The sequence below is a fragment of the Prevotella heparinolytica genome (genome assembly GCF_002998535.1).
Lineage (GTDB): Bacteria > Bacteroidota > Bacteroidia > Bacteroidales > Bacteroidaceae > Bacteroides > Bacteroides heparinolyticus.
In genome coordinates, this window is record NZ_CP027234.1 from 2,799,894 (window position 1) to 2,823,955 (window position 24,062).

Genomic DNA, 24,062 nt, shown 5'->3' on the forward strand with positions numbered 1-24,062 from the left:
AAGAATAATATGGATAATGTGAGAGAAAAACTCTATTTAGCAGCACTACTTCACGATATTGGTAAGTTCTATCAAAGAGCTGATCATGGTAGTGTGTCAAAAAGTATGTTCTTGAAAGGAGAATACAAGTCCGAAAGTCCTTTCTGTCCGATGTACAATGGGCGGTACACGCACAGGCATGTGCTATGGACAGCTCAATTTATGGATGAATATAAATCCATTTTCCCGCAGCAGGATGCCAAGGTACTGGACGAGTTGATTCACATTGCTGCCGGACATCATTTGCTTGCCGATAGGCTCTCTGATTTGGGCAAAATAATCAAAGAGGCCGATTGTCTTTCATCGGGTATGGACAGGACATCTGGTGATGGACTAAAAGACGTACAAGACGAGACCGATACGAGTTGGGATGCTTTTAAGAAAAAGAGAATGGTCTCAATATTGGATACCATCAATGCCGATGTTATCAAGAAGGACTGGTATCATTATCCCATTGATAAAATGAAACTTTCGAAAGACTATTTCCCCAAAAAGAGTTTTGATTCAGCTCCTGATTATCTACGACTGTGGGAAGAATTCACTACAGAGTTCACTCTTATTCGGGCAAGTAGTTATCGTGCTCTTTCGGAAACATTGTTGAGTCTATTATTGAAATATACCTCATGTATCCCATCAAGCACAATTGACTTTGCTGATGTTTCGCTTTACGACCATCTAAAAACGACTGCGGCGTTAGCCGTATCTCTTTACGATTACAACAAAGCCGGCAGCCAAGAAGAATCTCCTTTCTTGTTGATAGGAGCTGATTTTAGCGGCATCCAATCGTATATATATCAAATAGTTTCAAAGTATGCGGGAAAAAACCTTAAAGGGCGTTCATTTTATCTCCGATTATTGTCCGATACGGTTGTACGCTATTTACTGAAGGAGTTAGATCTTTTTCAAGCTAATATTATGTACAATTCGGGGGGTAGTTTCTATTTGCTGGCTCCCAATACAGAGTTTGTTAAGGAGAAACTTAAACAAGCGGTGCTTAACATTGAGCAGAAGCTTTTCGAGACCCACGGTACAACATTGTTTGTGGCTATCGATAGCGTAGAGGTGTCAAAAGAGATATTGATGCGTAAGAGTGGTAGCTTAGGTGATGTTTGGGCAGAGTTGTTCGACCGGCGAGACAAAAAGAAAGCGACTAAATTTGCTGCTCAAGCCATAGCTTCTTACGACCAACTATTTACTCCATCTCATAAAGGTGGTAATGCCCAAAGAGATACTATCACGGGAGAGGAGTTCCTCGATGGAGAAAAGATGGTGAGAAAAGAAGACTTACTGTTAAAACCCATCAATGCCAAGCAAATAGAACTTGGTGCCAAACTTCGGGATTTTGATATAATGGTAGTAAAGGAAGGAACTCCGCTCGACTTTTGGGACAATAAATTGCATATCACTCCACTCGACTTGGATTTTACGTACTATTTCTTGAAAGAACAAGATTGGGTTGACAAAAGTAAATTCCTGAAAGATAAGGGTTTGTTATCAGTTGTCACAATGAACGGAAAAGGTGGTGATTGCAGTTTTATGAAACCTGTGGACGATATCAATAACATTGTTTATGGACTGGAGTTCTATGGAGGCAACGAAACGGATGGCACTAAGTTTTCTACTTTTGAGGAGATGTGTGACAACAGTGATAAGTTCTCCCGTTTGGGGGTATTACGCATGGATGTGGATAATTTGGGAAGCATTTTCCAGCGTGGCCTTTTACCGGAAAAAACCTCTTTATCGCGGTATGTAGCCTTAAGTCGTTCGTTCGACTTCTTTTTCTCCGGCTATCTCAATACACTATGGCAAGAGACTGACCCTAAAAAGTCGTTTATCATATATAGTGGAGGTGATGATGTCTTTATCGTTGGAAGCTGGGACGTAACTATTCTATTAGCCGAAAAAATCAACGAAGACTTCAAGAAATTCGCCTGTGATAATCCGATATTTTCGCTTTCTGCCGGAATAGCTTTCATTTCGCCTAAGTTCCCGATTATGAAAGGAGCCGATGAAAGCGACCGTGAAGAAAATAACGCAAAAAAACATACGTGTGCAGAATGGGAGAAAAATTCTATTTCGTTCATGCAGACACCCTTGAATTGGGATAAGGAGTATGGTGTGGTAGCCCGATTAAAAACGGAGATGGTGGGCTTGCTTAAAAAAGGTGAGATGCCCAAGTCCTTTCTTTCAAAAATAATGTCGCATTGTGCCAATGCAAAGATTAAAGGTCATAGAATAACCGTTCCTAAGACCTATTGGTTGTTAACATATGACCTCAGTCGGATGAAAATGCGCAGTACCGAGGCGGTTAAGGCTATGATAGAGCAATGTATCAACGAAGTATGTAATAAAAAAGGAGCGACTTTGAACGGTGAGCATATCATCACGGACTATCATCCGTTGGAGTTATGGAATTTTGCCGCACGTTGGGCAGAGTTAGAGTATAGGAGTTAAAAATGTTTCATCAATAATATATGTATAATTATGGCAGATTACAATTACAAACAACCAGATCGATCGAGATATGGACAAACCGGCCCCCAACGTCAAGGTGGAGGTGGCTTCAATCGCGGGAACAGTTATCCGAATGAGACGGCGGAATCAAAATTCGGCCAATTGAATTATGAGCCTAAATGGATAACCGAAGGAGCTACCCCTGAACTTGTTGCGTATGCCGAGGAGGCGGGCAAGTTTATGGCAGACAAAAAGTTGACAAGTTCTAAGTTTCGTAGCATATACGGTGAGATCAAACGCATTCAGATGGGAGAATTTGAAAAAGAAAAAACCTCGTTCTACCTATTGAGGCCTAAGATGGCTTATGCCTTGGGGCGTGATTCTGGAAATGAGGGGCTTAAGCTGTTTAAACTTATTTTTGATAGGGCTTCGAATGAAGTAAGGGATAGGAAGAGTTATCTGAATTTTTGCAACTTTATCGAGGCCATTCTTGCCTATCACAAGGCATACGGAGGGAAAGACTAGCTTGATTTATAAACATAAAAAACGATAATTATGTCTGATATAAAATTGGAGAAAAAAATAATCTATACCGGCACGATAACATTAAAGACCGGTTTGCATATTGGTGGTACAAATGCTTCGCTGAATATCGGAGGACCCGATAAGTTCGTAGTTCGTAATCCCATTTCCAATATACCGTATATACCCGGAAGTTCGCTGAAAGGTAAAATGCGTTCGTTGGTGGAGATTGCCAATGGAGAGACCAAAGATGGTAAGCCTACTAACAATCCGAAGTCCAAAGCGGGAGCACTCTTTGGCATATCCGGCGATAGTAACGAAAGCAAACCTTCACGACTCATCGTACGTGATGCGGAATTGGATACGGAGGCTGCCGACTTTAGCAATACCGACCTGCCATACACCGAGAGCAAAACCGAGGTTGCCATTGACCGTGTGACGGCCAAAGCCACTCCCCGAACCTTTGAGCGTGTTCCGGCCGGAGCTAAGTTCAAACTGAACATGGTGCTGAATATCTTTGAAGGCGAGGACGAAAAAGAGTTGCAAGCGACATTAGATCAAGCTTTCAGACTTTTAGAGGACGATTATCTCGGTGGTCATGGCTCGCGAGGATATGGTCAAGTGAAAATTGAATGGTCAAAGAAAGAACCTAGAACTTATTGATTATGGCAACTTCCATTTTTGTTCTTAAGGATCTCACTCCATTACATATCGGAACAGGAAGGGAAAATTACGACTTTTCGGCTTCTGACCTGCACAGCGACACCCTTTCGGCGGCACTGGCTTCGATGCTTGCACACCAAGGGAAAGCGGATGAGATAGCCCGTTTTCTGAACTCTTTTGTCATTAGTTCGGCATTCCCTTTCATGAAAGATCAATTTTTTCTGCCCAAGCCGCAGGGCAAAATCAAAGTAACAGTGCCGGATCAAGAGCAACATCTCTATCGGAAGCGACTGAAAAAAATTAGATTTATCGAGGCGTCGCTTTGGAATAGGCTCATGAACGGAGAAACACTTGAAATGGAAGCATCACAGCTTCAAGATGCTTTTCTTACTACCCTCCATGGTTTTGAAAAGCCTTTTGAGTCGCAAGTGATGCAGCGAGTGACTATTCCCCGTAAAGAGGGTGAAGATGCCGCCCCTTTCTTCTTCGATTGGACATATTTTCACGCCCAAGCAGGATTGTATTGTATCGTTGAGGCAGAGGAAAGTGTGATGGATAGAATTGAAGAGCTTTTTAAGATGCTTGGCGAATTTGGCTTGGGAACGGACAGGAGTGTTGGTGGAGGCATGTTCGAGGTGGAAAGGGTGAAAGATAGGCAACTATTCTTACCCGCGAACTCTCCCAATGCCTCTATGCTGCTGTCTCTCTATATCCCGACGAAGCAGGAGGTCGAGTTGCTGGACTTGCCCAATTCCAAGTATGAACTCATGCAACGTAGCGGATATATGGCAGGTAGCCGGACACCTTCTTTCAGGCATTTGCGTAAGAAGTCCATCTATTGTTTCAATGTAGGCTCAGTATTTAATACCACCGAAGCACTGCATGGGAAAATAGTAGACATGCAGCCCGATTGGAACGATAAAGAGATGCACCCTGTGTTTAGAAGCGGAAAACCTTTTGTAGTACCTGTAAAAATGGATAGAGATGAGTAAAATTAAGATAACGACCTTGACCCCTATTCATATTGGCAATGGCGTAACCCTACAATATGGGGCCGATTTTGTGACCGGCGGCATAGCGAGCGATGATGGACGCATCAGTGTTGTGGGCATCATTGACCCCAAGAAAGTTCTATCCCTGATAGGAGAAGAAAATATATCGCATTGGGTAGCCGCCATTGATCGGAAAAGCTCCACCGACGTAATTGTAAAGCAATTTGCTCCAAAGGCTTCCATCGAAGATTATACCGCGAGAGTGATAGTTAATTACTCGGCAATAAGGAAAAACGACACGCTCAAAGAACTTATCCATGATGGTATGGGGAAACCGTACATCCCGGGGAGCTCCATAAAAGGTGCTATCCGTACAGCTGTATTGGCTTCGTTGGCGAGTAAAGTAAATGGTGTAGCTGGGAAGATTGAGAGACAAGATAAGAATAACCGTTCGAAAGTTGGGGCAAAGAGCGTAGAAGGCGAGCTGTTTGGCGCAGACCCTACCACTGATGTGTTCCGTTTCTTACATGTGGGGGATGCTATATTTGGCGATAACTACGAACTTGCTGCTCAAATGGTAAGTATCAATGAACGTCCGAGCAAGGGTTTCTGGGATACTGATAAGCAACAGCTTATTGAGACCATCTGCCCGGACGATGAGACCGAATTCCAAATGAAGCTGTTGCCGGAGTATTACGATTTTGCTCAAAGAAACTGGTCACAGAATGAAAAAAGATCGTTGGGCAAGATGCCCGACGAGATGAAGACAATGGCTGCTTTGTTTAGCTTGATAAATGAGCATACAAGGGGATTGATCGCCTCTGAAATCAAGTACTGGCAGGACAAAGAGCTGCACGATGACTCCAACCAAATAGCTGTTTACATTCAAAACATGCAGAAGATGTTAGACACTGCCAATTCGTGCAGAGCGGGCAAGGAGTGTGTGTTGCGGGTTGGATATGGCTCGGGGTGGAGGTTCATCACGGGAGCATGGACTGAAGAGTTAGGTAATTTCGAGTCGGTTGTAGTGCCGGCAGCACGGCGTGACAACTATAAGTACCAAAAATTCGATTTTCCCAAATCAAGGCGAGTGGATGAGGATTGCGAATTGCTTGGATTTGTTAAGCTGACCGTTTTGTAATTTTATGGATATGCGTATGGCAAAAATTCATATCACATTGGTCGGCGGCCAGCCGGCCCCGGTTTATAACGGGATAGTTGCGACCAATCCCGACAGGGTGGTTTATATCTACTCCCAAGAAAGCCTACAGGTAGTGGAAACCTTGAGGAAGGAAGTTGATTTGCCCGAAGACGAGCAAGATCCTTTGGACGCGACGGACCCGCAAAAAATCATGGCACGCATTCGTGCTTTGAAGGAAAAATATGTGGGTGATGAAGTTACGTTGAACATATCGAGCGGACTGAAGTCATGGTCGCATCTTTTCGGCCGAGAGTTCGAGAAGGAGTCCAATGCTACGGTGGTTTATATGGATCAGAACAATGTTCTTTGGAATTACCGCACCATGCAGGGAAACAGCGATTTCAGCTTTGATATGTTCAAGTTGTTCCGGCTATATGGAAATCCGATAGACAATCACTTTACCCCTTTTGATGAATACACCGAGGCAGATGAGGAGTGTTACAAGAAAATAGAGCAAATCCGAACGGGTGAATTTCATTCGGAGTTCAATAGCTTGCTGACGCTTTTGAGCAAGCCGCAACAAAATGTCTTGAAAAATCAACCCTCAGACACTTTTGAGACTAAGAACGGCTCTTCGGTGACTTGGGAAAAGCCCACCAATGAAAAGAAAGGGTTTGTCCGCATTTCTCTCCAAGGGAAAAAGGGAAGTAAGGAAATCACTCTCAAGGCTCCTCATGCCATTGAATTGGCTTTCAATTCCGGATGGTTCGAATACAAAGTGGCTAATATGCTGAGCCATTGGAAAAGGGCAAAGGATATTTGCATGAATTGCCGATTCCCTTTCAAAGCCAACGTAGATAAGAACGAGGTGGATATCATTGTCAACGCAGGAAGCAAGTTGCTGTTCGTTGAATGCAAGACGCAGATCAATAGTACGACAGACATCGACAAGTTCAATTCTGTGGTAAGGGGATATGGGGGAACAGCCAGCAAGGCGTTGTTCGTTACCGATGCGAGAATGACCGATATGGCTAAGGGTAAATGCAAGGAATATGGCATTATAACCTTCTCATTGCAAGAACCCCATTTGTTAGAGGCCGAGAGGGCTTTGTTCCTCATGCTCGAAAGTGAACTGCTCAATATTAATGCCAAATAATGATGAAGCGAGAATTGAATAAAAGTAAGCGGGTAAATTGGCTGCGTCAATACTCGATAGCCTTATTTAAAGGAAAGAGGGGACGTTACACGGTGTCTATCGTCTCTGTCTTCGTTATCTCCCTGTTTGTTCTTTGGATGATCAGCGGGTGGGATATAAGGTTTGGTGAAGGGGTTCTCTATGTCAATATTCTCGAGCCGGTGGTCACGCTCGGCACATTCTTTATCGCGGCTTGGCTGGGAGCACGGAACATCAAGGAAGAATGGGAAAATCAGCTGCCTAAGAAGTTGACCGTTCATTTCAAACACAAAGACAGCTATGTCTTTACTTGCCATAAGGCCTACCTCTTTGGCGAAAGCGACATCAGGCAGATGGGGCAGCAGATAGGTTTCCAAATGAACGAAAACCATAGTTTGTCTTTCTATCCTTACATAAAATTAGAGCCTACCACAATCGAAAAAAACGAGAAGGAATATTTCAGGCATTATGAAGTGACCTTCTTCCTGTCGAGTTGGGAAAAAAAGGGTTACAAAGTTTGCTGGGACAATGACCTCCATACACCCGGAAACAGGGAATGGATATTTGATGTTCAAGACAAGATTATCAGTGAGGAACAAGCTAATGCTGTATATGAGGAGCGTGAAAGAACAGAGAAAAAATTGGGTAAATCTTTATAAAACGGTATGCTGATTAATCTATCCAACCATCCATCCGCCAAGTGGGGCGATGAGCAGATGCAAGCCGCAACAGAGCAGTATGGCAGGGTTGTCGATATTCCCTTTCCACAAGTGGATAGCAATGGCGATGAGGGGTATATTGCATCGTTGGCCGATGAGTATGTATCAAGAGTTATCGCCGCGGCTGCCGATGGCTTTGCCACCGTGCACCTGATGGGCGAAATGACGCTCACCTTTGCACTTGTATGTCGTTTGCAACGATTGGGTTACCCCTGCGTGGCTTCTACAACGGAACGCGCGGTGAGGGAACTTGACGATGGCAGTAGCGAGGTGCGGTTTAAGTTCGTGCAATTCCGTACATACAGCAGTGCATCGATTTGATGGCTGATGGAATAGCCGGAAAAGCTGTTGCCGAACGTTCTTTGACATATTGAAATAAAATATGAAAATATGAGTGAGAGATTATTTGAGAAGTTGTGTTCAGTCGGACAACTGATGTTGGCATGGAGGGTGGTAAAAGCCAAGAACAGTGTTGGAGGCATCGATGGGCTAACCATCGTTGAGTTTGAGAGCCACCTTGACCGACATTTGTCCGAACTGATTGCCGAACTGCAAGCAGGAACATGGAAGCCGCAACCCTACAAAAAGATGGGCATCCCCAAGAAGACGGGCGAAATAAGGACGATAGGGTTGCTCTCTTTGAGAGACAAAGTGGTGCAGACAGCCATAAAGCAGCTTGTGGAGCCGCGTTTCGAAAACCTGTTTATGGGGAACAGCTATGGATATCGTCCTGAAAAAGGGCATACAAAGGCCGTTCGAAGGGCTTTGTTTGAATGCAATAACAAAAAGAATCAGTGGTTACTTCGCTTGGATATCGATAATTATTTCGACACCATCAGCCACGATATTCTTTTTGCAAGGCTTCACGCCTTGATCCCCGATGAGGAAATCAATCGGCTGATTCAGCTTTCGGTAAAAATGGGTATGGTGACCCGGAAACTGAAGTGGGAGGAGATCAGCTGCGGTGTACCTCAAGGCGCCGTCCTCTCCCCCTTGCTGGCGAATCTTTATCTACATCAGTTCGACCAGTTCATCGTGACACACGCCGACTCCTATGTACGCTACGCCGACGATTTTATCATCTTGTGCGAGACACGTGAAAAAGCGGAAGAGGTGATGCAAGAAGCTGCCGGTTTCTTAAAAGAAAGGCTTCGGCTTTCGCTCAACACTCCGGAAATCGGAAAAATAGAAGATGGATTCGAGTTTCTCGGCATTACCCTGAACAAGAAGGGGCTATCCTTATCGGCCAGCAAAAGAGAGAAGCTTTTGCAGCGAATAGAGAACATAGAATTTCGCGGAGGATTCTTTTCCGATAAAGACAAGAGCATTTGGCAAGGCATACGCAACTACTATGGGAAACTGCTTCCCGAAAGTATATTGATAGACTTGGACAAGGCGCTCGTACAGAGATTGCAAACCATGATAGAGCAGCAGCCTGATAAGATAAGAAGTATCAGCGGATTGAAAAACGGATTGGCTGAAGCCGCATTTCTGTCGGACGAGATGCAGCTCAAGCGGAAAAACATCGTCAATCATCTGGCGGAAACTTATCTGTCCGTGAAAGGTGCAAAGCCCTCGAAATCTTCCGATGCCCAAAATCGCGACCTTATCAACAGCCGAAAAGCTGAATACCGGAAAAAAGAAGCCGAAGGATCTGAATTGGTGATACGTACCCCCGGTAGTCATATCGGCGTCAGCGGGCAGAATATCGTTGTGCGCATACAAGGTAAGGTGGCATACAAAAAGCCTTCCGCTTCGCTGCGACATCTTACCGTTACGGGGCAGGGAGTTTCACTTTCGAGCAATGTGATCCGATTTTGTATGGAAAGAAAAATTCCCATCGATTTCTTTGAAGGCGCCACGCATTACGCTTCGGTGGTGAGTCCCAAATTTGTCGAAAACACCCTTTGGGAGGCGCAAGCCAGGATGACCGAGGAACAACGATTTACGCTTGCCCAGCGTTTGATTCTGGGAAAACTGAAAAACCAAGTAAATCTGATCAAATACTTTCACAAGTATCACAAGACCACGCGAGAGGACATCAAGCAACAGTTCGTGGTGGCAACCGCCAAGATATCCGCCACCATTGACGAACTAAAGGAATTGCCCTTTACCGACAACTATCAAGAGGTGTTGATGGGCAAAGAAGCGCAAGCGGCCCTCTGTTATTGGGGATATATAGAGAAGATGCTCGAAGACGACGAAATCAATTTTGAGGGAAGAGTGCGTCGCGGAGCCTCCGATCTGGTCAACTCCATGCTGAATTATGCCTATTCGTTCCTTTACAACAGGGTATGGCAAGCATTGCTCAGCGAGGGGCTGAACCCTATGGACAGCGTACTGCACAAAAGGCAAGCCGGAAAACCCACATTGGTATTTGATGTGGTAGAACTGTTCCGGGCGCAAGGTACCGACAGAGTAGTGATAGGACTGGTGCAACGAGGGGTCAGCCTGAAGATGAACGGTGCCCTCCTCGACGATAATACAAAAAAAATACTCACCCAAAGTGTACTCGAGCGCATGAATCGGTATGAAAAGTATCGAGGAGAAGAGATGCCCTTCGAACGCATCTTTGTGGAACAAGCCAAAGAGATAGCCGCTTATGTGGAAAGCGGACAAACTTTTAAACCCTATATCGCAAAATGGTAAAGAAAGTAACGGCAAGAAAACGTTTCGTCGTCGTAGCATACGATATTGCCGACGAAAAACGTCGCAACCGCGTGGTGAAAATACTGGAAGCCGGTGGCGTCCGCATCAATTATAGCGTGTTCGAGTGCTTTCTGACCGAGTCGCGCTTAGCCAAGCTGCAAGAGCAGATAGCAGACGTAATAGAGAAACAGAGCGACACGGTGGTCTATTATCTTCTTTGTGTCAATTGCTACACCAAGATAGTCTACCAGCCCGATCGTCGTCATCCTCCTGAAACGGTGCGGATGGTATAGAAGGGAGGAGAAATCATTTGCGAAAATTCAGAAGATGCGTAATAGGTTGATAATAAGAGTAAAGCTGTTTTTCCGATGAAAGGACATCTACGCAAACCATTCGCAAATCCCCACTCGATGCCAAAAGACCACCGCCTTTTGCGAAAATTCCTGTAGGTCTGTTTGCAATCTGTTTATAATCAGAGGTATATGCGGACCTAAAAGCGACGATTTTCGCAAATCCATGATGAATGCAAATGGCTCGTTCTATTTGCGAAGTTTTTTTAGTCGCAATCTGTTGATTATCAATGGAAGTATAAAAACGTATGGCAAAATCCCCTTTTTTTGTATTCAAAAAAACAGTACTTTTGCGAAGATTTTAGAAGAAATAGCGTAAAACGATAAAATACAATGATTTATATCCATAGCTTATTGCAAAGAGTTACAGCAACATATTGATAGTCAGAATATACAGTCTACTTCCATCACAACAAGGATTAAGACCCCAACGACATTCCCAACATTGTCCACATTAAAATACAGTCTACTTCCATCACAACAAGGATTAAGACTGCAAACAGAGTTAGATTGACTCTGTTGAATATTTATACAGTCTACTTCCATCACAACAAGGATTAAGACAATACAGTAAGATTGACCATGTTAAAGGTCTTTATTTATACAGTCTACTTCCATCACAACAAGGATTAAGACAAATTTAATATTACACAATTGACTGATTGCCACATACAGTCTACTTCCATCACAACAAGGATTAAGACGAGGTTTCTTCTCCAGATTCTACCTCCTCGTAGAACCATACAGTCTACTTCCATCACAACAAGGATTAAGACTCAGGTTTTTTTATTGCAAACGGTTGCGACGAAGATACAGTCTACTTCCATCACAACAAGGATTAAGACCTCATACCTCCATTACGGAACCGCCGTCAATTTAAATACAGTCTACTTCCATCACAACAAGGATTAAGACTGCAGGGGATTGTTACCATCGTACTGCATACTTCCATATACAGTCTACTTCCATCACAACAAGGATTAAGACAGAATATAATATGTAAAAGAACAAGAGTTTATCTATACAGTCTACTTCCATCACAACAAGGATTAAGACGACAGGCATATACAGCCGTCTTATACTCGTTTAGAATACAGTCTACTTCCATCACAACAAGGATTAAGACACAAGAGATTAGTTTACGTTCTTAAGACAGGCAATACAGTCTACTTCCATCACAACAAGGATTAAGACTTCCCAGCTTCATCAACCGGAAATGCCTTTTCCAAATACAGTCTACTTCCATCACAACAAGGATTAAGACTTTTATTTTCATTATTTTTTTCATTTATCAAAGAATACAGTCTACTTCCATCACAACAAGGATTAAGACAGTCTACATTTTTGAGACAGGCATATACAGCTATACAGTCTACTTCCATCACAACAAGGATTAAGACTTTTTAAGCATTTCTTTAAATTTTCCTGCATATTATACAGTCTACTTCCATCACAACAAGGATTAAGACTTAACATTTTTTTTATTTAATAGTTAATTGTCACAAATACAGTCTACTTCCATCACAACAAGGATTAAGACTTGCAAAGGATAATGATTCTGATAGTGTATTTTATACAGTCTACTTCCATCACAACAAGGATTAAGACAAAAAACATATCTGTTTCCTCCTATACCTTGTTGTATACAGTCTACTTCCATCACAACAAGGATTAAGATGGATGCATATCCTACAGAAGAAGAACGTCAAATGGGCAACCGCCGTAACGGTAAGATGCAGAAACAGGTGCAGACTCCATTGGGTGAGGTAACCGTATCCACTCCCCGTGACCGTAATTCAAGTTTTGATCCACAATTTATTAAGAAGCGTGAGACCATTCCGGCAGAAGGTGTTGCTGACCGTATAATCGGCCTGTATGTTCTTGGTAACAGCACACGTGAGATTAGTGATTGGATGGAAGAGAATCTTGGTAATCGTGTATCGGCAGATACAATCAGTGCCATTACGGACCGTGTACTTCCGGAAATAAAGGCATGGAAATCACGTATGCTTGATTCCGTCTATCCTATAGTCTGGATGGATGCCATCCATTATAAAGTAACGGATGAACGTGGTTGTGCTGTTGCACGTGCAATCTATAATGTGTTGGGTATTAACAGGGAAGGACATAAGGAGCTACTCGGAATGTATATATCAAGAAATGAGGGAGCAAACTTCCGGCTCAGTGTGCTGACAGACCTTCAGAACCGTGGAGTTGAAGATATCCTTATTGCCTGTATAGACGGCTTGAAAGGCTTTCCTGAAGCAATCCAAAGTGTTTATCCCAATACATCTGTACAGCTTTGTGTTGTACATCAAATTCGTAATTCCATCAAATGTGTAGGCTCCAAAAATCAAAAGGAATTCCTGAAGGATTTGAAATGCGTTTATCAGGCTGTAAATAAAGAATCGGCAGAAAATGAACTTCTTAAGTTGGAAGAAAAATGGGGCGAACAATATCCCATCGTTATCAGGTCCTGGCAGGACAATTGGGATAAGCTATCCGAATACTTCCAGTACACTCCGGCTATCCGTAAGCTCATATATACAACAAATACTGTTGAAGGATATCACCGTCAGATCCGTAAGGTAACAAAAAACAAGGGCGTGTTCCCGTCGGATACAGCCCTTGAGAAACTGGTTTATCTTGCATACCGTAATATAACGTGAGTTCGATATAATTTTAGAAGATTCTTAGTTGCCCGTCATTTATGTAACTCACATCAATGGCTGGTTTCTTTTCAAAGAAACAATATGCTGCTATTGCCGAGAGTGCGTTTGCAATGAAGTTGTCGAAAGACCGGTGTCTGGAATGCTCAATCTGTGCGATGTTCTTCAACTCGTCATTAACCGTTTCAATCAGTGCCCGTTTCCTGAGAATGATTTTATCAGCAATACTCATAAGGAAACTCCTCATATTATTCTTGACTTTGGTTATCAGTTGTATTCCATTCATGAATAGATTTTCAAACAATGCTTGTCCGATATATCCCTTATCGCCACACAATTTCCCTTTTACATTCTTTACGAACCGACTCTGTTTCAAAGGCTCTCTGTCATCCACGTTACCCGGAGTGAACATAAAGTTCAGTATCTCTCCCTTATCATTGATAATCAGATGCAGTTTAAACCCGAAGAACCATCCCATGGAACATTTCCCCCGTTCGGCAAGGCCCTCGAATGTCTTGTGAATCAGAATCCGTTGATTACGGCAGACACGTAAAGGGGTAGAATCCACGAAACCGATTCCGGTACATTCTCCCAACAGAACTTGTTTTATGAAGATAGTCAGCGAGAGCAACACTTCCTTTTCCAGTTCCACAAAACGGTTATACGAAACTCTCTGGGGGAACAGGTGTGTCAGATGTTTGCAGACATATTCCTGATAATAGTGTTTGAAGCAACGGAAACCACCCGAATGGAACAGAATAAGGATTACCATAATTTCCGCATCGCTCATACGATTGGGCTTATTGCGATGCGGGAGTGAATTATCTTCAACCGGATATTTTTCTTGTTGAACTGTAAATTCCTTGCAAAATCATCTGCCATACAATAAATCTCCGTAACTTTAGACTCTGTGAACATAGTGATAATCGTTTAAAGGTTATAATTGGACACTATAAATTTAATACTTTTATCGCTATGTTCCTATTATTCAAACAAATAATTGTAATCGTTATATCGAACTCACGTTAATATACGGAAGAAGTGGACTATGCCACTGGCCAATTGGGCTACAATCTCACAGCCACTGGCCATAAAGTTTGGAGAACGATTTAAATTATTGTAATTTTACGCTCGTCGGGACGGGGGGCCCGCCCCTTGCCGCTGGCCGTTCCCCGACCGATGAGTTTTCTAATGGGAAATAATGCGTGACACAGTTTATTTTACACTACCCCGTATACTGTTTGTTGCATAATTTTTCGGTCAATCTCATTCTAAAAATAAAGTCGTAGCTATATACCTCTATCTTCCTACCATCTTCGTACCACCTTCGGTACATGTTCTTACCATGTTCTTGTTGAGATGCTCGTTATAGACAAGAAGAAAACAAGAAAATGATAAGAATACATACATCCTTTTGAGAGGTGCGATAGACTTTTGTTGGATGAAATTTTCCATAAAGATGCAGTTTTTTATCAAGTTATCACTTTAAATGTCGGATGATTCTTTTTTCTTAAATGAAAGAGCCGTGGAATAAAAAAGTGCATAATTGTGAAGTGCCCCCGAAAAGTTGGCGTTAAATTAAGCGTTAATTATTAAATTCTCTATAGTAGTGAGCTCGGTATTGTGCTGGGCTCATTCCTTTTAATCTAAGTTTTATTCTTTTCGTATTATACCACATTATATATTTCTTGAATTCAGTCTCAAAGCTGTCAAGGCTTTCGAAGTGGTTTACGTACAACAATTCATTCTTCATCAGCTCGAAGAAGTTCTCCATCATAGAGTAGTCTATGCAGTTACCTTTGCGAGACATACTTTGTATAACACCATTATTCTTTAGCATCTTTTGGTATTGCGTATGCTGGTAATGCCATCCTTGATCTGCTGTTTTTGCAATCCTGATATCCCTTCTTTCTGATAGCGTAACCATAAAACCTTTAGTCGCTCTTCATTTATTCCATAGTTCTTGTGGATATGACAAAAGGATAGTCCATCTTCTAACATATACATATAAGATAGTAAATCATGCACAGATTTTGGTTTTCTTTTTTGCGTAGACATGATAAAACCCCGAAAGTTAACAAAAAACTTTCGGGGTTCATATCAAAGCCCTTTAGATTGTGTGGTAAAAAATCACTCGTTTCTGTTACCTCTGTCACGACGTTCGCGGCGTTCGCCGTTTCTTTCGGAGCGTTCAACATAACCTTCCGGTTTCGGCAACAAAACTTTGCGGGACAGTTTGAACTTACCGGTTTTCGGATCGATTTCCAGCAGTTTTACTTCCAACTCGTCACCTTCCTTGATTCCGGCTTCCTCTACTGTTTCCAAACGTTTCCAGTCTATCTCGGAGATGTGGAGCAGGCCGTCTTTTCCCGGCAAGAACTCTACGAATGCACCGTAAGGCATAACGCTGCGCACTTTACCTTTGTAGATTTCGCCTATTTCGGGTACGGCTACGATGCTTTTGATAAGACGCATGGCGTCGTCGATGCTTTTCTTGTTTGTTCCGGCAATTTCAATTTTGCCCACGTTATCCACTTCCTCAATCGTGATGGTAGCTCCGGTTTCTTCCTGCATGCCTTGGATGATTTTTCCACCCGGACCGATGACGGCACCGATGAATTCTTTAGGAATGGTCATTGTTTCGATACGCGGCGCATGAGGTTTCAGGTCTGTGCGAGGCTCGGCGATGCACTCGGTGATTTTTCCGAGGATAAATTCGCGGCCCTCTTTGGCTTGCAACAGGGCTTTCTCCAAAATGTCATACGTCAGTCCGTCGCACTTGATGTCCATTTGAGTGGCAGTGATACCGTCTTTGGTTCCCGTCACCTTGAAGTCCATATCGCCCAAGTGGTCTTCGTCGCCGAGGATATCGGACAATACGGCATATTTTTCTTCGCCCGGATTCTTGATCAGTCCCATTGCGATGCCCGATACCGGCTTCTTGATTTTTACACCGGCATCCATCAATGCAAGTGTTCCGGCACATACGGTAGCCATCGAAGAAGAACCGTTTGATTCGAGGATATCCGATACGATGCGCACTACATAAGGATAGTCTGCAGGGATTTGACCTTTCAACGCACGCCATGCCAAGTGTCCGTGGCCGATTTCGCGACGACCCACACCACGCTGTGCTTTCGCTTCGCCCGTAGAGAACGGCGGGAAGTTATAGTGAAGCAAGAAGCGCTCTTTGCCATGTTCCAATACGTCGTCGATGATCTTCTCGTCCAGTTTCGTTCCTAAAGTAACGGTAGACAAAGATTGGGTCTCTCCGCGTGTGAAGATTGCCGAACCGTGAGGACCCGGCAAATAATCGGTTTCGCACCAGATGGGGCGTATTTCGGTAGTCTTACGTCCGTCAAGACGCTTGCCTTCGTCCAGAATGGAACGGCGCATGGCTTCTTTTTCCACATCGTGATAATAACGGTCTATCAGCGCGCCCTTTTCCTCCAGCTCTTCTTCCGAGAATTGGGCTTTGAACTCTTCGCAGATAGTCTCAAAAGCATTGATGCGTTCGTGCTTATTGTTATTGCCCGATGCTGCAACGGCATAAGCCTTTTCGTAGCAAGCATCGTGAACAGCCTTGCGAAGCTCTTCATCGTTCACTTCGTGGCAGTATTCACGTTTTACGGTAGAACCTACTTCTTCTGCCAGCTCCATCTGAGCTTTACATTGTATCTTGATAGCTTCGTGTGCGGCTTTCATGGCTTCCAGCAAATCTTGCTCGGAAACCTCGTTCATTTCGCCTTCCACCATCATGATGTTTTCGTATGTGGCACCCACCATCAGATCCATGTCGGCTTTTTCCAGTTGTTCGAAAGTGGGGTTGATAACGAACTGTCCGTCAATACGTGCTACACGTACTTCGGAAATCGGTCCGTTGAAAGGAATATCTGAAACAGCAAGTGCGGCAGAGGCTGCAAGGCCGGCCAAAGCATCCGGCATGTCTACGCCGTCGGCCGAGAAGAGGATAATGTTTACATATACCTCTGCATGAAAATTGTCAGGGAATAAGGGGCGGAGAGCACGGTCAACGAGTCGGCAAGTGAGGATCTCGTAGTCAGAGGCGCGGCCCTCACGTTTGGTGAAACCGCCGGGGAAACGGCCGAATGCCGAGAATTTTTCTTTGTACTCTACCTGTAGCGGCATGAAATCTGTTCCGGGAACTGCGTCCTTGGCGGCACAAACAGTAGCTAAAAGCATGGTGTTGCCCATGCGAAGCATTACAGAACCGTCTGCCTGTTTTGCCAGCTTTCCCGTTTCGAGCGTGATGGTTCTGCCATCTGGAAGCTCGATTGTCTTAACAATTGGGTTAATCATAAAAAATGTTTTATATCTAATTTTCTTTCAAAATTCGCGCAAAGATACATATTTTATTCTTGTAAGATGGTGGGAATGAGATAAAAAGTTTGTATTTAACTGCTTTTTTGCAAATATCTGCATGTAAGAACAAGGGAAATGCTTTGACTGAATCTTAAAAGAAGTATATTTGCAGGCACATTTGCTCCGTACCAACTCCGTATCTGCCCCGTTCTTATAGATATGGAGCTGGTACGGAGTAGATGCCTTTCGGATATGGTTGAGATGCGGAAAATAAATGGAAGTATGAAGGATAGTAAAACTAATAATGATATGAAGAAAATTTTTTTTATGACACTTGTTGCTGTTGCGATGAGTGCATGTAATTCCGATTCGAAATTCAAAGTGGAAGGTGAGGTCACCGGTGCCGATGGGAAAATGCTGTATCTGGAAGCTTCGGCTTTGGAGGGTATTGTACCTTTGGATTCGGTGAAGCTGAAAGGCGATGGCTCTTTTTCTTTCAAACAAGCGCGTCCGGCGTCTCCGGAATTTTATCGTTTGAGGGTGGAAGATAAAGTTATTAATTTTTCGGTCGACTCTACAGAGATAGTGTCGGTGAAAGCTCCCTTTGCCGATTTTGCCACAGCTTATACGGTAGAAGGCTCACCCAATAGCTCCAAGATAAAAGATTTGACGTTGAAGCAGATGAAGCTTCAGAACGACGTGAACAGCTTGTTTCAATCCGTGCAAGCCCGGAAGATGGATGCCGATGTCTTTGAAGACAGTCTTGCGGCTTTGTTGAAAGATTATAAGGATAAAGTGAAGTTGAATTATATCTTCGCTGCTCCCAATACGGCCGCTGCCTACTTTGCCTTGTTTCAGAAGTTGAATGATTATCTGATATTCGATCCCTTGAATAGCAAGGATGACATCAAATGCTTTGCGGCCGTGGCAACCAGCCTGAATAATTTTTATCCGGAGGCCGACCGTTCCAAAAATCTTTATAACATTGTGATAAAGGGGATGAAGAACACACGTACCCCTAAGCAGAAAGTCATGGAAATATCCGAGGAGAATATCTCCGAAACCGGGCTCATCGATATCAGTCTGCGTGACATGAAAGGCAATGTGCGCAAACTGAGCGAGCTGAAAGGAAAAGCTGTGATTCTGGATTTTACGGTTTATCAAAGCGCTGTTTCTGCTACGCATAATTATATGCTGCGCAACCTGTATGATAAGTATGCATCTCAGGGATTGGAGATTTATCAGGTTTCTTTGGATGCCGACGAGCATTATTGGAAAACAACGGCCGACAATCTGCCTTGGATTTGTGTGCGCGATGTCAATGGCATCTACTCTACGGTGGCTGCTACGTATAACGTTCAAAATCTTCCCTCTGTCTTTCTTGTGAATAAAAACAATGAATTGAGCGCCCGTGGAGAGACGGTGAAAGACTTGGAAGCAGCTGTAAAAGCTTTGCTGTAAAATGGTATAAGTCAGTGGCTTGCTTTTTAATATGTTGCAAAACAGTCTTTTTTGCTTGACACGCATTGATTAAAAGACTATCTTTGCCGAGAAATTTAGGAAGAGGGTTCCAGCATGCTGACCATGTTGGAATTCTTTTTTGTTTATAGTACCATTAAAAACTAAAATATTTAAGGAGGAAAACGTATGGCTTACATGTCAGAAGAAGGCTACAATAAATTGCTTGCCGACTTGAAACATTTGGAGGCGGTGGAACGCCCGAAAATAGTAGCTGCTATCGCTGAGGCCCGTGACAAGGGAGACTTGTCCGAGAATGCGGAATATGATGCCGCAAAAGAAGCTCAGGGAATGCTTGAAATGAAAATCAATAAGTTGAAGGCTGTGATTGCCGATGCCAAAATTATCGACGAATCGAAACTGAAGACGGATTCGGTACAGATTCTCAACAAGGTGGAGCTGAAGAACGTGAAGAACGGGATGAAAATGGTTTATACTATCGTTTCGGAAAGCGAGGCCAACCTGAAGGAAGGGAAAATTTCTGTGAACACGCCGATTGCACAAGGTTTGCTTGGTAAGAAGGTAGGTGATGTGGCTGAAATCAAGGTGCCGCAGGGCATGATTAATTTGGAAGTAGTAAACATCTCATTTTAATAGAAAGGCAGGTCTGTGTGCGGGCTTGCCTTATTTTATACATTACAGTTATGGCAACAATATTCAGCAGAATTATCGCAGGTGAAATTCCTTGCTACAAGATAGCGGAGGATGAACGGTTCTTTGCTTTTCTTGACATCAACCCGTTGGTGAAAGGGCACACTTTGGTTGTTCCCAAACAAGAAGTGGATTATATCTTCGATTTGTCCGACGAAGATCTGGCGGCGATGCATGTTTTTGCCAAGAAAATGGCATTGGCCATTGGCAAAGCTTTTCCGTGCAAAAAAGTGGGTGAAGCGGTGTTGGGTCTTGAAGTGCCCCATGCGCACATACACTTGATACCGATGCAAAATGAGAAGGATATGCTTTTCTCCAATCCTAAGTTGAAACTGACAAATGAAGAGTTTATCGCAGTGGCAGAGGCTATACGTGCAGCACTCTGATAATTAATTTCCTCCCTAAATAAAAAAGCGGAAACCGGACGCAATCATTGTCCGGCTTCCGCATCTTTTATTTTGTTCGGTATGTTTTTAATAAGAGCTTAAGTATAATCTTCTCCCATCTTGATCTGTGCGTCATTCACGTATTTGCGGATGGCGTGTTCTTCGTCTTTTTTGCAAATCAGCAACACATTGTCCGATTCGGCAATGAGATACCCCTCAAGCCCTTCGATCACTGCTAACTTATTGTTGGGCAATGCTACGATATTGTCCTTACTGTTATAAAATAAGGACTGACATTTTAAAGAGACGTTCCCGGTTTCATCTTTCGGGGATAAGTCGTATAATGATCCCCAAGTACCCAAATCGGACCATCCGAAATCACCTAACGAGACATAAACATTGTCGGCTTTTTCCATAACTCCGAAGTCAATGGAAATATTGGGGCAAGTCGGGAAGTTTTCGTCGATGAACTGCTTTTCCAGAGGGGTGCCGTAAACATCTTTACCGGGAGCCAGCTTTGCGGCCAATTCCGGCAACAATGTTTCACCTGCTTTGATGATGGAATTTACGTTCCACATGAACAGTCCTGAATTCCAATAGAATTCACCGCTTTCTACAAAAACTTTTGCTAATTCCAGTTCCGGTTTTTCCGTAAAGGTTTTCACTTTATAGAAATTGTTACCTGCCGGTTCGTCTATCTGTATGTAGCCATATCCGGTTTCGGGGCGATTGGGTTTGATGCCGAGTGTCAATAGCTTGTCCGATTCTGAAACAAATCCCAGGCCATTCTCAATGGCTGTTAAGAACTCTCCTTCTTTTAAGATGAGATGATCCGAGGGGGCGACCACTATATTGGCATTCGGGTTCAAGGCGCGGATATGATAAGAGGCCCATGCGATGCAGGGAGCGGTATTTCTGCGTGTTGGCTCCAGTAATATTTGCTCAGGTTTGAGTTCCGGGAGTTGCTCTTTTACAAGGTCGGCATACAAATCATTTGTTACGATAAGTATGTTCTCTACAGGAATTACTTGTTTGAACCGGTCGAAAGTTTGTTGCAACAATGAACGTCCTGTGCCAAAGAAATCCAGGAACTGTTTAGGCATTGTTTTACGGCTGAATGGCCAGAAACGGCTGCCGATTCCTCCACCCATGATGACGCAGAAGTTGTCCTTATTGGTTATCATATTATTTGTTATTTTAAATTTCCGCTAATGTACTGTATATTTTACAAAGGAAGAATGATTCGTTTGTTTTTTCTCATTTTCTTTGTCTTTTTTCATGGAAAGTATTGCAGGTTTAGAAAAAAGCCGTATCTTTGCAGCGCATTTCAGAAATGATGTATGCCCAGATGGCGGAATCGGTAGACGCGCTGGTCTCAAACACCAGTGGATTCACTTCCATCCCGGTTCGACCCCGGGTCTGGGTACTGAAGCGGAGAGAGTTGAGAAGCTCTATCCGCTTTTCTTTTTTTTACCTCCTTGTGGCTTTTTGGTTTTCATTATTTTAAAAAAAGAAACTACGAGAACGACCAGCTTCGCTGCATGGTGGCGAAGAAAGCCGGCCAGCCATTCTCCATCAACCATTGGACACCGTCCTCATCGGTGACTGCCGCCGTCATCCGTAACCTCGGCAACAAGATCGTGCAGGCGGTCAACGACCAGCAGGATGCCAATGCGGCGATCTTAGAGGCGCAACGCTTGGCGAACAAGGGCATCAATGACGCGGAGGAAGCCTACCGACAGGCGATGATAGGAGTCAATGCGGCCAATGGGCTGAACGGCCAAGTGACGGGCATCCTCGGTCAGCTTGAAGCGCAGGGAACGGTGATCGAGCAGACCCGGGAACAGATAGCCCTGATGGCGGAGGGTCGATATAAGAATGCGGACGGAACATATAAGGAGCTTTATTCGGGATTGGTCACTAAATCGGACTTCGGGGCGTTGTTTTCCTCAAAAGTGGAAAAAGACCAGAACGGCTATCCTATCCTGACCTCGGAGACCGGCATCGTGACATCCGCAGACTTTGCAACCATGTTCGCGGAGAAGGCGGCTGCCGATGGCTATACAAAGAAAAGTGAGCTGAGCCTTTTCTTTGTGGACAACGGGGACGGCACATGGACGGGCAAGGCGAAAATAGATGCCGATTCGATAGACCTGAACGGGGCTGTTACGATATCCATGCTCGCGGCGGATTTGAAGGACAACCTTGACGGGAAAGTCGATGCCTCCACGATAATAGAGGGAGGCCGCATCAAGACAAGCCTCATTGACGCGGATATGCTCCTCGCCGACAAGGTGCTGACTAACAAGCTTACGACCGCCCTGAACGGACAGCGCATAGAGATTGACCCGTCATCGAACAGAATCGTGATGTACAATGTCGAGAATGACAAGGTCTGCGAGATCAGCTTCGAGGAGCATGAAGAGCAGGGAGGGTGGGTTACCTCTCCGCGTATATGGATGTGTGATTATGTCTATGAGAACGGGGAAGCCTACATGAATGGAACAACGATTATAGACCCGGGACAAATCCGGCTGAACTCTCCTGCCGGGATTGGAAGGTCGTTGTTGCTGACTTCTTCATCGATGACTTTTTTGCAGAACGGACAGGTCGGAAATGTTTACAATTAAATATCAGGCACATGAAAATCAACTTTAAACAACTGGAGGCGCAGACCTCCTTCGACGGATCAAGGCAGACCTTTGACGTCACGGAGGCCGTCGGCAACGAGATGATGTACAACGGCAGCATCCTGCTGGACATCGGCTTCGAGGACTTGGCCAGGGAAATCTACTATTCCACGGGCGAAGTGGATATCCCCGACCGCTACCGTAAGGCGTTGGAGCTTGTCGTGAAGAACTCCCGGCTTATCGCCGCCGTGAAGCGCGAGATCATCAATCAGTTAAATAACAGGCCATGAAGATAGTAAGGAACAACATCATCCCCTTCAGGGGCTTCCGGGCAATCAACCTGTTCGGCATCCTGTTCGTCAGAGGGGCTGCCGAAGTGACCGGAACGGTCATCAACCACGAGCGCATACACTCCGTACAGATGCGTGAGACGGGCTATGCGATGTTCTACGTATGGTACTTCATCGAGTGGCTGGTCCGTATTGCGCTTCCGGGTAATGCCTACCGCAACATCGGCTTCGAGCGTGAGGCCTATGCCAATCAGACAGACCTCTCCTATTTAGAGAGGCGCGAACCGTTCACATGGGTGAAGTATATAAAGAGTAAGTAACCATGGGCTACATCAGGTTCGTCTTAAGCACCCGCCGCATCGACGATGCCGGCAATGCCGTACAGGCCGTCATCAGCCGCCTCGATAGCGACATGGCCGATACGGCCATGCTTGAGACCAGCCTGATCATGCACGCCCTCGCCGCATGTGGCGGCAAGGTGATAGATATAGCGGACTTCGTGCTTGACCGCAGCCGCTTGGATAATAACGACATCTTGGGATAGATTATGGAAAAACTTAACAAGAAATTCGAGAAAGGCAATGTCCTCAAGGCCGAGGAGCTGAACCTGCTGGTTGACAAGATAAACGAACTTACGGTAATGACGCTTAGTATTGACGATGCAACAAATATACCTGTCGGTTCTATTCCCACAAAAGGAACTGGCGCATGGACGGCTGTTACTCCAACGCCATTCGCTGGGAGTATAGATGAGGATAACATGTTGGTTCCGGTATTTGACCTTAGGTCGGATAAATGGGTCTTTATCCCGATATCCATCATTCAAGGTGAAATTCCATCAGTCTCATCCGGTTTCCCTTATCATCTCCCTTTTAAACTAAGTTGAATTTAA

At 44.2% G+C, this 24,062-nt stretch carries 21 protein-coding genes, 1 tRNA gene, 3 pseudogenes and 1 CRISPR repeat array; of the genes and pseudogenes, 20 read left to right on the plus strand and 5 right to left on the minus strand.

Annotated elements, in window-relative coordinates:
- Positions 1–9: 9 nt before the first annotated feature.
- The 10 genes from cas10 to cas2 all read left to right on the plus strand — a co-directional run bounded on the left by cas10 (position 10) and on the right by cas2 (position 10,646).
- On the plus strand, positions 10–2,493 hold the full coding sequence (gene cas10, locus C3V43_RS11225; RefSeq protein ID WP_106069888.1) for a type III-A CRISPR-associated protein Cas10/Csm1: 2,484 nt from the start codon (positions 10–12) through the stop codon (positions 2,491–2,493).
- 30 nt (positions 2,494–2,523) lie between these two features.
- Positions 2,524–3,018, plus strand: a complete 495-nt coding sequence (gene csm2 / locus C3V43_RS11230; protein WP_106069889.1) for a type III-A CRISPR-associated protein Csm2 — start codon at positions 2,524–2,526, stop codon at positions 3,016–3,018.
- 30 nt (positions 3,019–3,048) lie between these two features.
- Positions 3,049–3,678, plus strand: a complete 630-nt coding sequence (gene csm3 / locus C3V43_RS11235) for a type III-A CRISPR-associated RAMP protein Csm3 (protein WP_106069890.1) — start codon at positions 3,049–3,051, stop codon at positions 3,676–3,678.
- 2 nt (positions 3,679–3,680) lie between these two features.
- Positions 3,681–4,670, plus strand: a complete 990-nt coding sequence (gene csm4, locus C3V43_RS11240; RefSeq protein ID WP_106069891.1) for a type III-A CRISPR-associated RAMP protein Csm4 — start codon at positions 3,681–3,683, stop codon at positions 4,668–4,670.
- The gene (gene csm5 / locus C3V43_RS11245; RefSeq protein WP_106069892.1) at positions 4,663–5,811 is read left to right on the plus strand and encodes a type III-A CRISPR-associated RAMP protein Csm5; all 1,149 of its coding nucleotides are present in this window, start codon (positions 4,663–4,665) and stop codon (positions 5,809–5,811) included. The genes csm4 and csm5 overlap by 8 nt, the downstream gene beginning before the upstream one ends.
- Before the next feature lie 16 nt (positions 5,812–5,827).
- The gene (locus tag C3V43_RS11250) at positions 5,828–6,967 is read left to right on the plus strand and encodes a Card1-like endonuclease domain-containing protein (protein ID WP_164996244.1); all 1,140 of its coding nucleotides are present in this window, start codon (positions 5,828–5,830) and stop codon (positions 6,965–6,967) included.
- On the plus strand, positions 6,967–7,644 hold the full coding sequence (locus tag C3V43_RS11255) for a hypothetical protein (protein ID WP_106069894.1): 678 nt from the start codon (positions 6,967–6,969) through the stop codon (positions 7,642–7,644). The genes C3V43_RS11250 and C3V43_RS11255 overlap by 1 nt, the downstream gene beginning before the upstream one ends.
- Positions 7,645–7,650: 6 nt before the next feature.
- Positions 7,651–8,025 (plus strand): CRISPR-associated protein, encoded by a 375-nt coding sequence (locus C3V43_RS11260; RefSeq protein ID WP_106069895.1) that lies wholly within the window; start codon positions 7,651–7,653, stop codon positions 8,023–8,025.
- A 69-nt stretch (positions 8,026–8,094) separates the two neighbouring features.
- Complete coding sequence (cas1, locus tag C3V43_RS11265; protein ID WP_106069896.1) at positions 8,095–10,353, plus strand: CRISPR-associated endonuclease Cas1; 2,259 nt, start codon at positions 8,095–8,097, stop codon at positions 10,351–10,353.
- Positions 10,347–10,646 (plus strand): CRISPR-associated endonuclease Cas2, encoded by a 300-nt coding sequence (gene cas2, locus C3V43_RS11270; protein ID WP_106069897.1) that lies wholly within the window; start codon positions 10,347–10,349, stop codon positions 10,644–10,646. Before cas1 ends, cas2 begins: the two co-directional genes overlap by 7 nt.
- A gap of 13 nt (positions 10,647–10,659) precedes the next feature.
- Here the strand turns inward: cas2 and C3V43_RS11275 are convergent, their stop codons facing one another.
- Complete coding sequence (locus C3V43_RS11275; protein ID WP_106069898.1) at positions 10,660–10,980, minus strand: hypothetical protein; 321 nt, start codon at positions 10,978–10,980, stop codon at positions 10,660–10,662.
- 114 nt (positions 10,981–11,094) lie between these two features.
- A CRISPR array of direct repeats spans positions 11,095–12,381; the repeat unit is 35 nt; unit sequence ATACAGTCTACTTCCATCACAACAAGGATTAAGAC.
- A 31-nt stretch (positions 12,382–12,412) separates the two neighbouring features.
- On the opposite strand from C3V43_RS11275, the pseudogene C3V43_RS11280 reads away from it, so the two are divergent.
- A pseudogene (locus C3V43_RS11280) lies at positions 12,413–13,366 on the plus strand (IS256 family transposase); the annotation flags it as partial.
- 19 nt (positions 13,367–13,385) lie between these two features.
- Here the strand turns inward: C3V43_RS11280 and C3V43_RS11285 are convergent.
- The 3 genes and pseudogenes from C3V43_RS11285 to pnp form a co-directional block, all read right to left on the minus strand.
- Positions 13,386–14,290 (minus strand): annotated as a pseudogene (locus C3V43_RS11285) (IS982 family transposase).
- Between the two features lie 667 nt (positions 14,291–14,957).
- A pseudogene (locus C3V43_RS11290) lies at positions 14,958–15,254 on the minus strand (transposase); the annotation flags it as partial.
- 248 nt (positions 15,255–15,502) lie between these two features.
- Entirely contained in the window at positions 15,503–17,692 is a 2,190-nt protein-coding gene (gene pnp, locus C3V43_RS11300) for a polyribonucleotide nucleotidyltransferase (RefSeq protein WP_106069901.1), read from the minus strand.
- Between the two features lie 312 nt (positions 17,693–18,004).
- Here pnp and C3V43_RS11305 point away from each other — a divergent pair, with 312 nt between their 5' ends.
- The 3 genes from C3V43_RS11305 to C3V43_RS11315 all read left to right on the plus strand — a co-directional run bounded on the left by C3V43_RS11305 (position 18,005) and on the right by C3V43_RS11315 (position 20,250).
- Positions 18,005–19,156, plus strand: coding sequence for a thioredoxin-like domain-containing protein (locus tag C3V43_RS11305; RefSeq protein ID WP_106070575.1), 1,152 nt, complete (start codon positions 18,005–18,007; stop codon positions 19,154–19,156).
- A gap of 186 nt (positions 19,157–19,342) precedes the next feature.
- The gene (greA, locus tag C3V43_RS11310; protein WP_106069902.1) at positions 19,343–19,807 is read left to right on the plus strand and encodes a transcription elongation factor GreA; all 465 of its coding nucleotides are present in this window, start codon (positions 19,343–19,345) and stop codon (positions 19,805–19,807) included.
- Between the two features lie 50 nt (positions 19,808–19,857).
- On the plus strand, positions 19,858–20,250 hold the full coding sequence (locus C3V43_RS11315) for an HIT family protein (protein WP_106069903.1): 393 nt from the start codon (positions 19,858–19,860) through the stop codon (positions 20,248–20,250).
- 98 nt (positions 20,251–20,348) lie between these two features.
- On the opposite strand, the gene C3V43_RS11320 is transcribed toward C3V43_RS11315, so the two are convergent.
- Positions 20,349–21,434 carry a mannose-1-phosphate guanylyltransferase gene (locus C3V43_RS11320; RefSeq protein WP_164996245.1) on the minus strand — a complete coding sequence of 362 codons (1,086 nt, stop codon included), beginning with the start codon at positions 21,432–21,434 and terminating at the stop codon, positions 20,349–20,351.
- Between the two features lie 158 nt (positions 21,435–21,592).
- Between C3V43_RS11320 and C3V43_RS11325 the strand changes: the two genes are divergently transcribed.
- From C3V43_RS11325 to C3V43_RS11350, 6 genes are all read left to right on the plus strand, one after another.
- Positions 21,593–21,676: transfer RNA gene (locus tag C3V43_RS11325), tRNA-Leu, on the plus strand.
- Positions 21,677–21,791: 115 nt separating this feature from the next.
- A complete protein-coding gene (locus C3V43_RS11330; protein WP_129588756.1) occupies positions 21,792–22,880 on the plus strand; it encodes a hypothetical protein in 1,089 nt (362 codons plus the stop codon).
- An 11-nt stretch (positions 22,881–22,891) separates the two neighbouring features.
- On the plus strand, positions 22,892–23,170 hold the full coding sequence (locus C3V43_RS11335; protein WP_106069905.1) for a hypothetical protein: 279 nt from the start codon (positions 22,892–22,894) through the stop codon (positions 23,168–23,170).
- Positions 23,167–23,490, plus strand: a complete 324-nt coding sequence (locus C3V43_RS11340; protein WP_106069906.1) for a hypothetical protein — start codon at positions 23,167–23,169, stop codon at positions 23,488–23,490. The genes C3V43_RS11335 and C3V43_RS11340 overlap by 4 nt, the downstream gene beginning before the upstream one ends.
- A gap of 2 nt (positions 23,491–23,492) precedes the next feature.
- Positions 23,493–23,714, plus strand: a complete 222-nt coding sequence (locus C3V43_RS11345; protein WP_106069907.1) for a hypothetical protein — start codon at positions 23,493–23,495, stop codon at positions 23,712–23,714.
- Positions 23,715–23,717: 3 nt separating this feature from the next.
- Positions 23,718–24,056 carry a hypothetical protein gene (locus C3V43_RS11350; protein ID WP_106069908.1) on the plus strand — a complete coding sequence of 113 codons (339 nt, stop codon included), beginning with the start codon at positions 23,718–23,720 and terminating at the stop codon, positions 24,054–24,056.
- Positions 24,057–24,062: the final 6 nt, after the last annotated feature.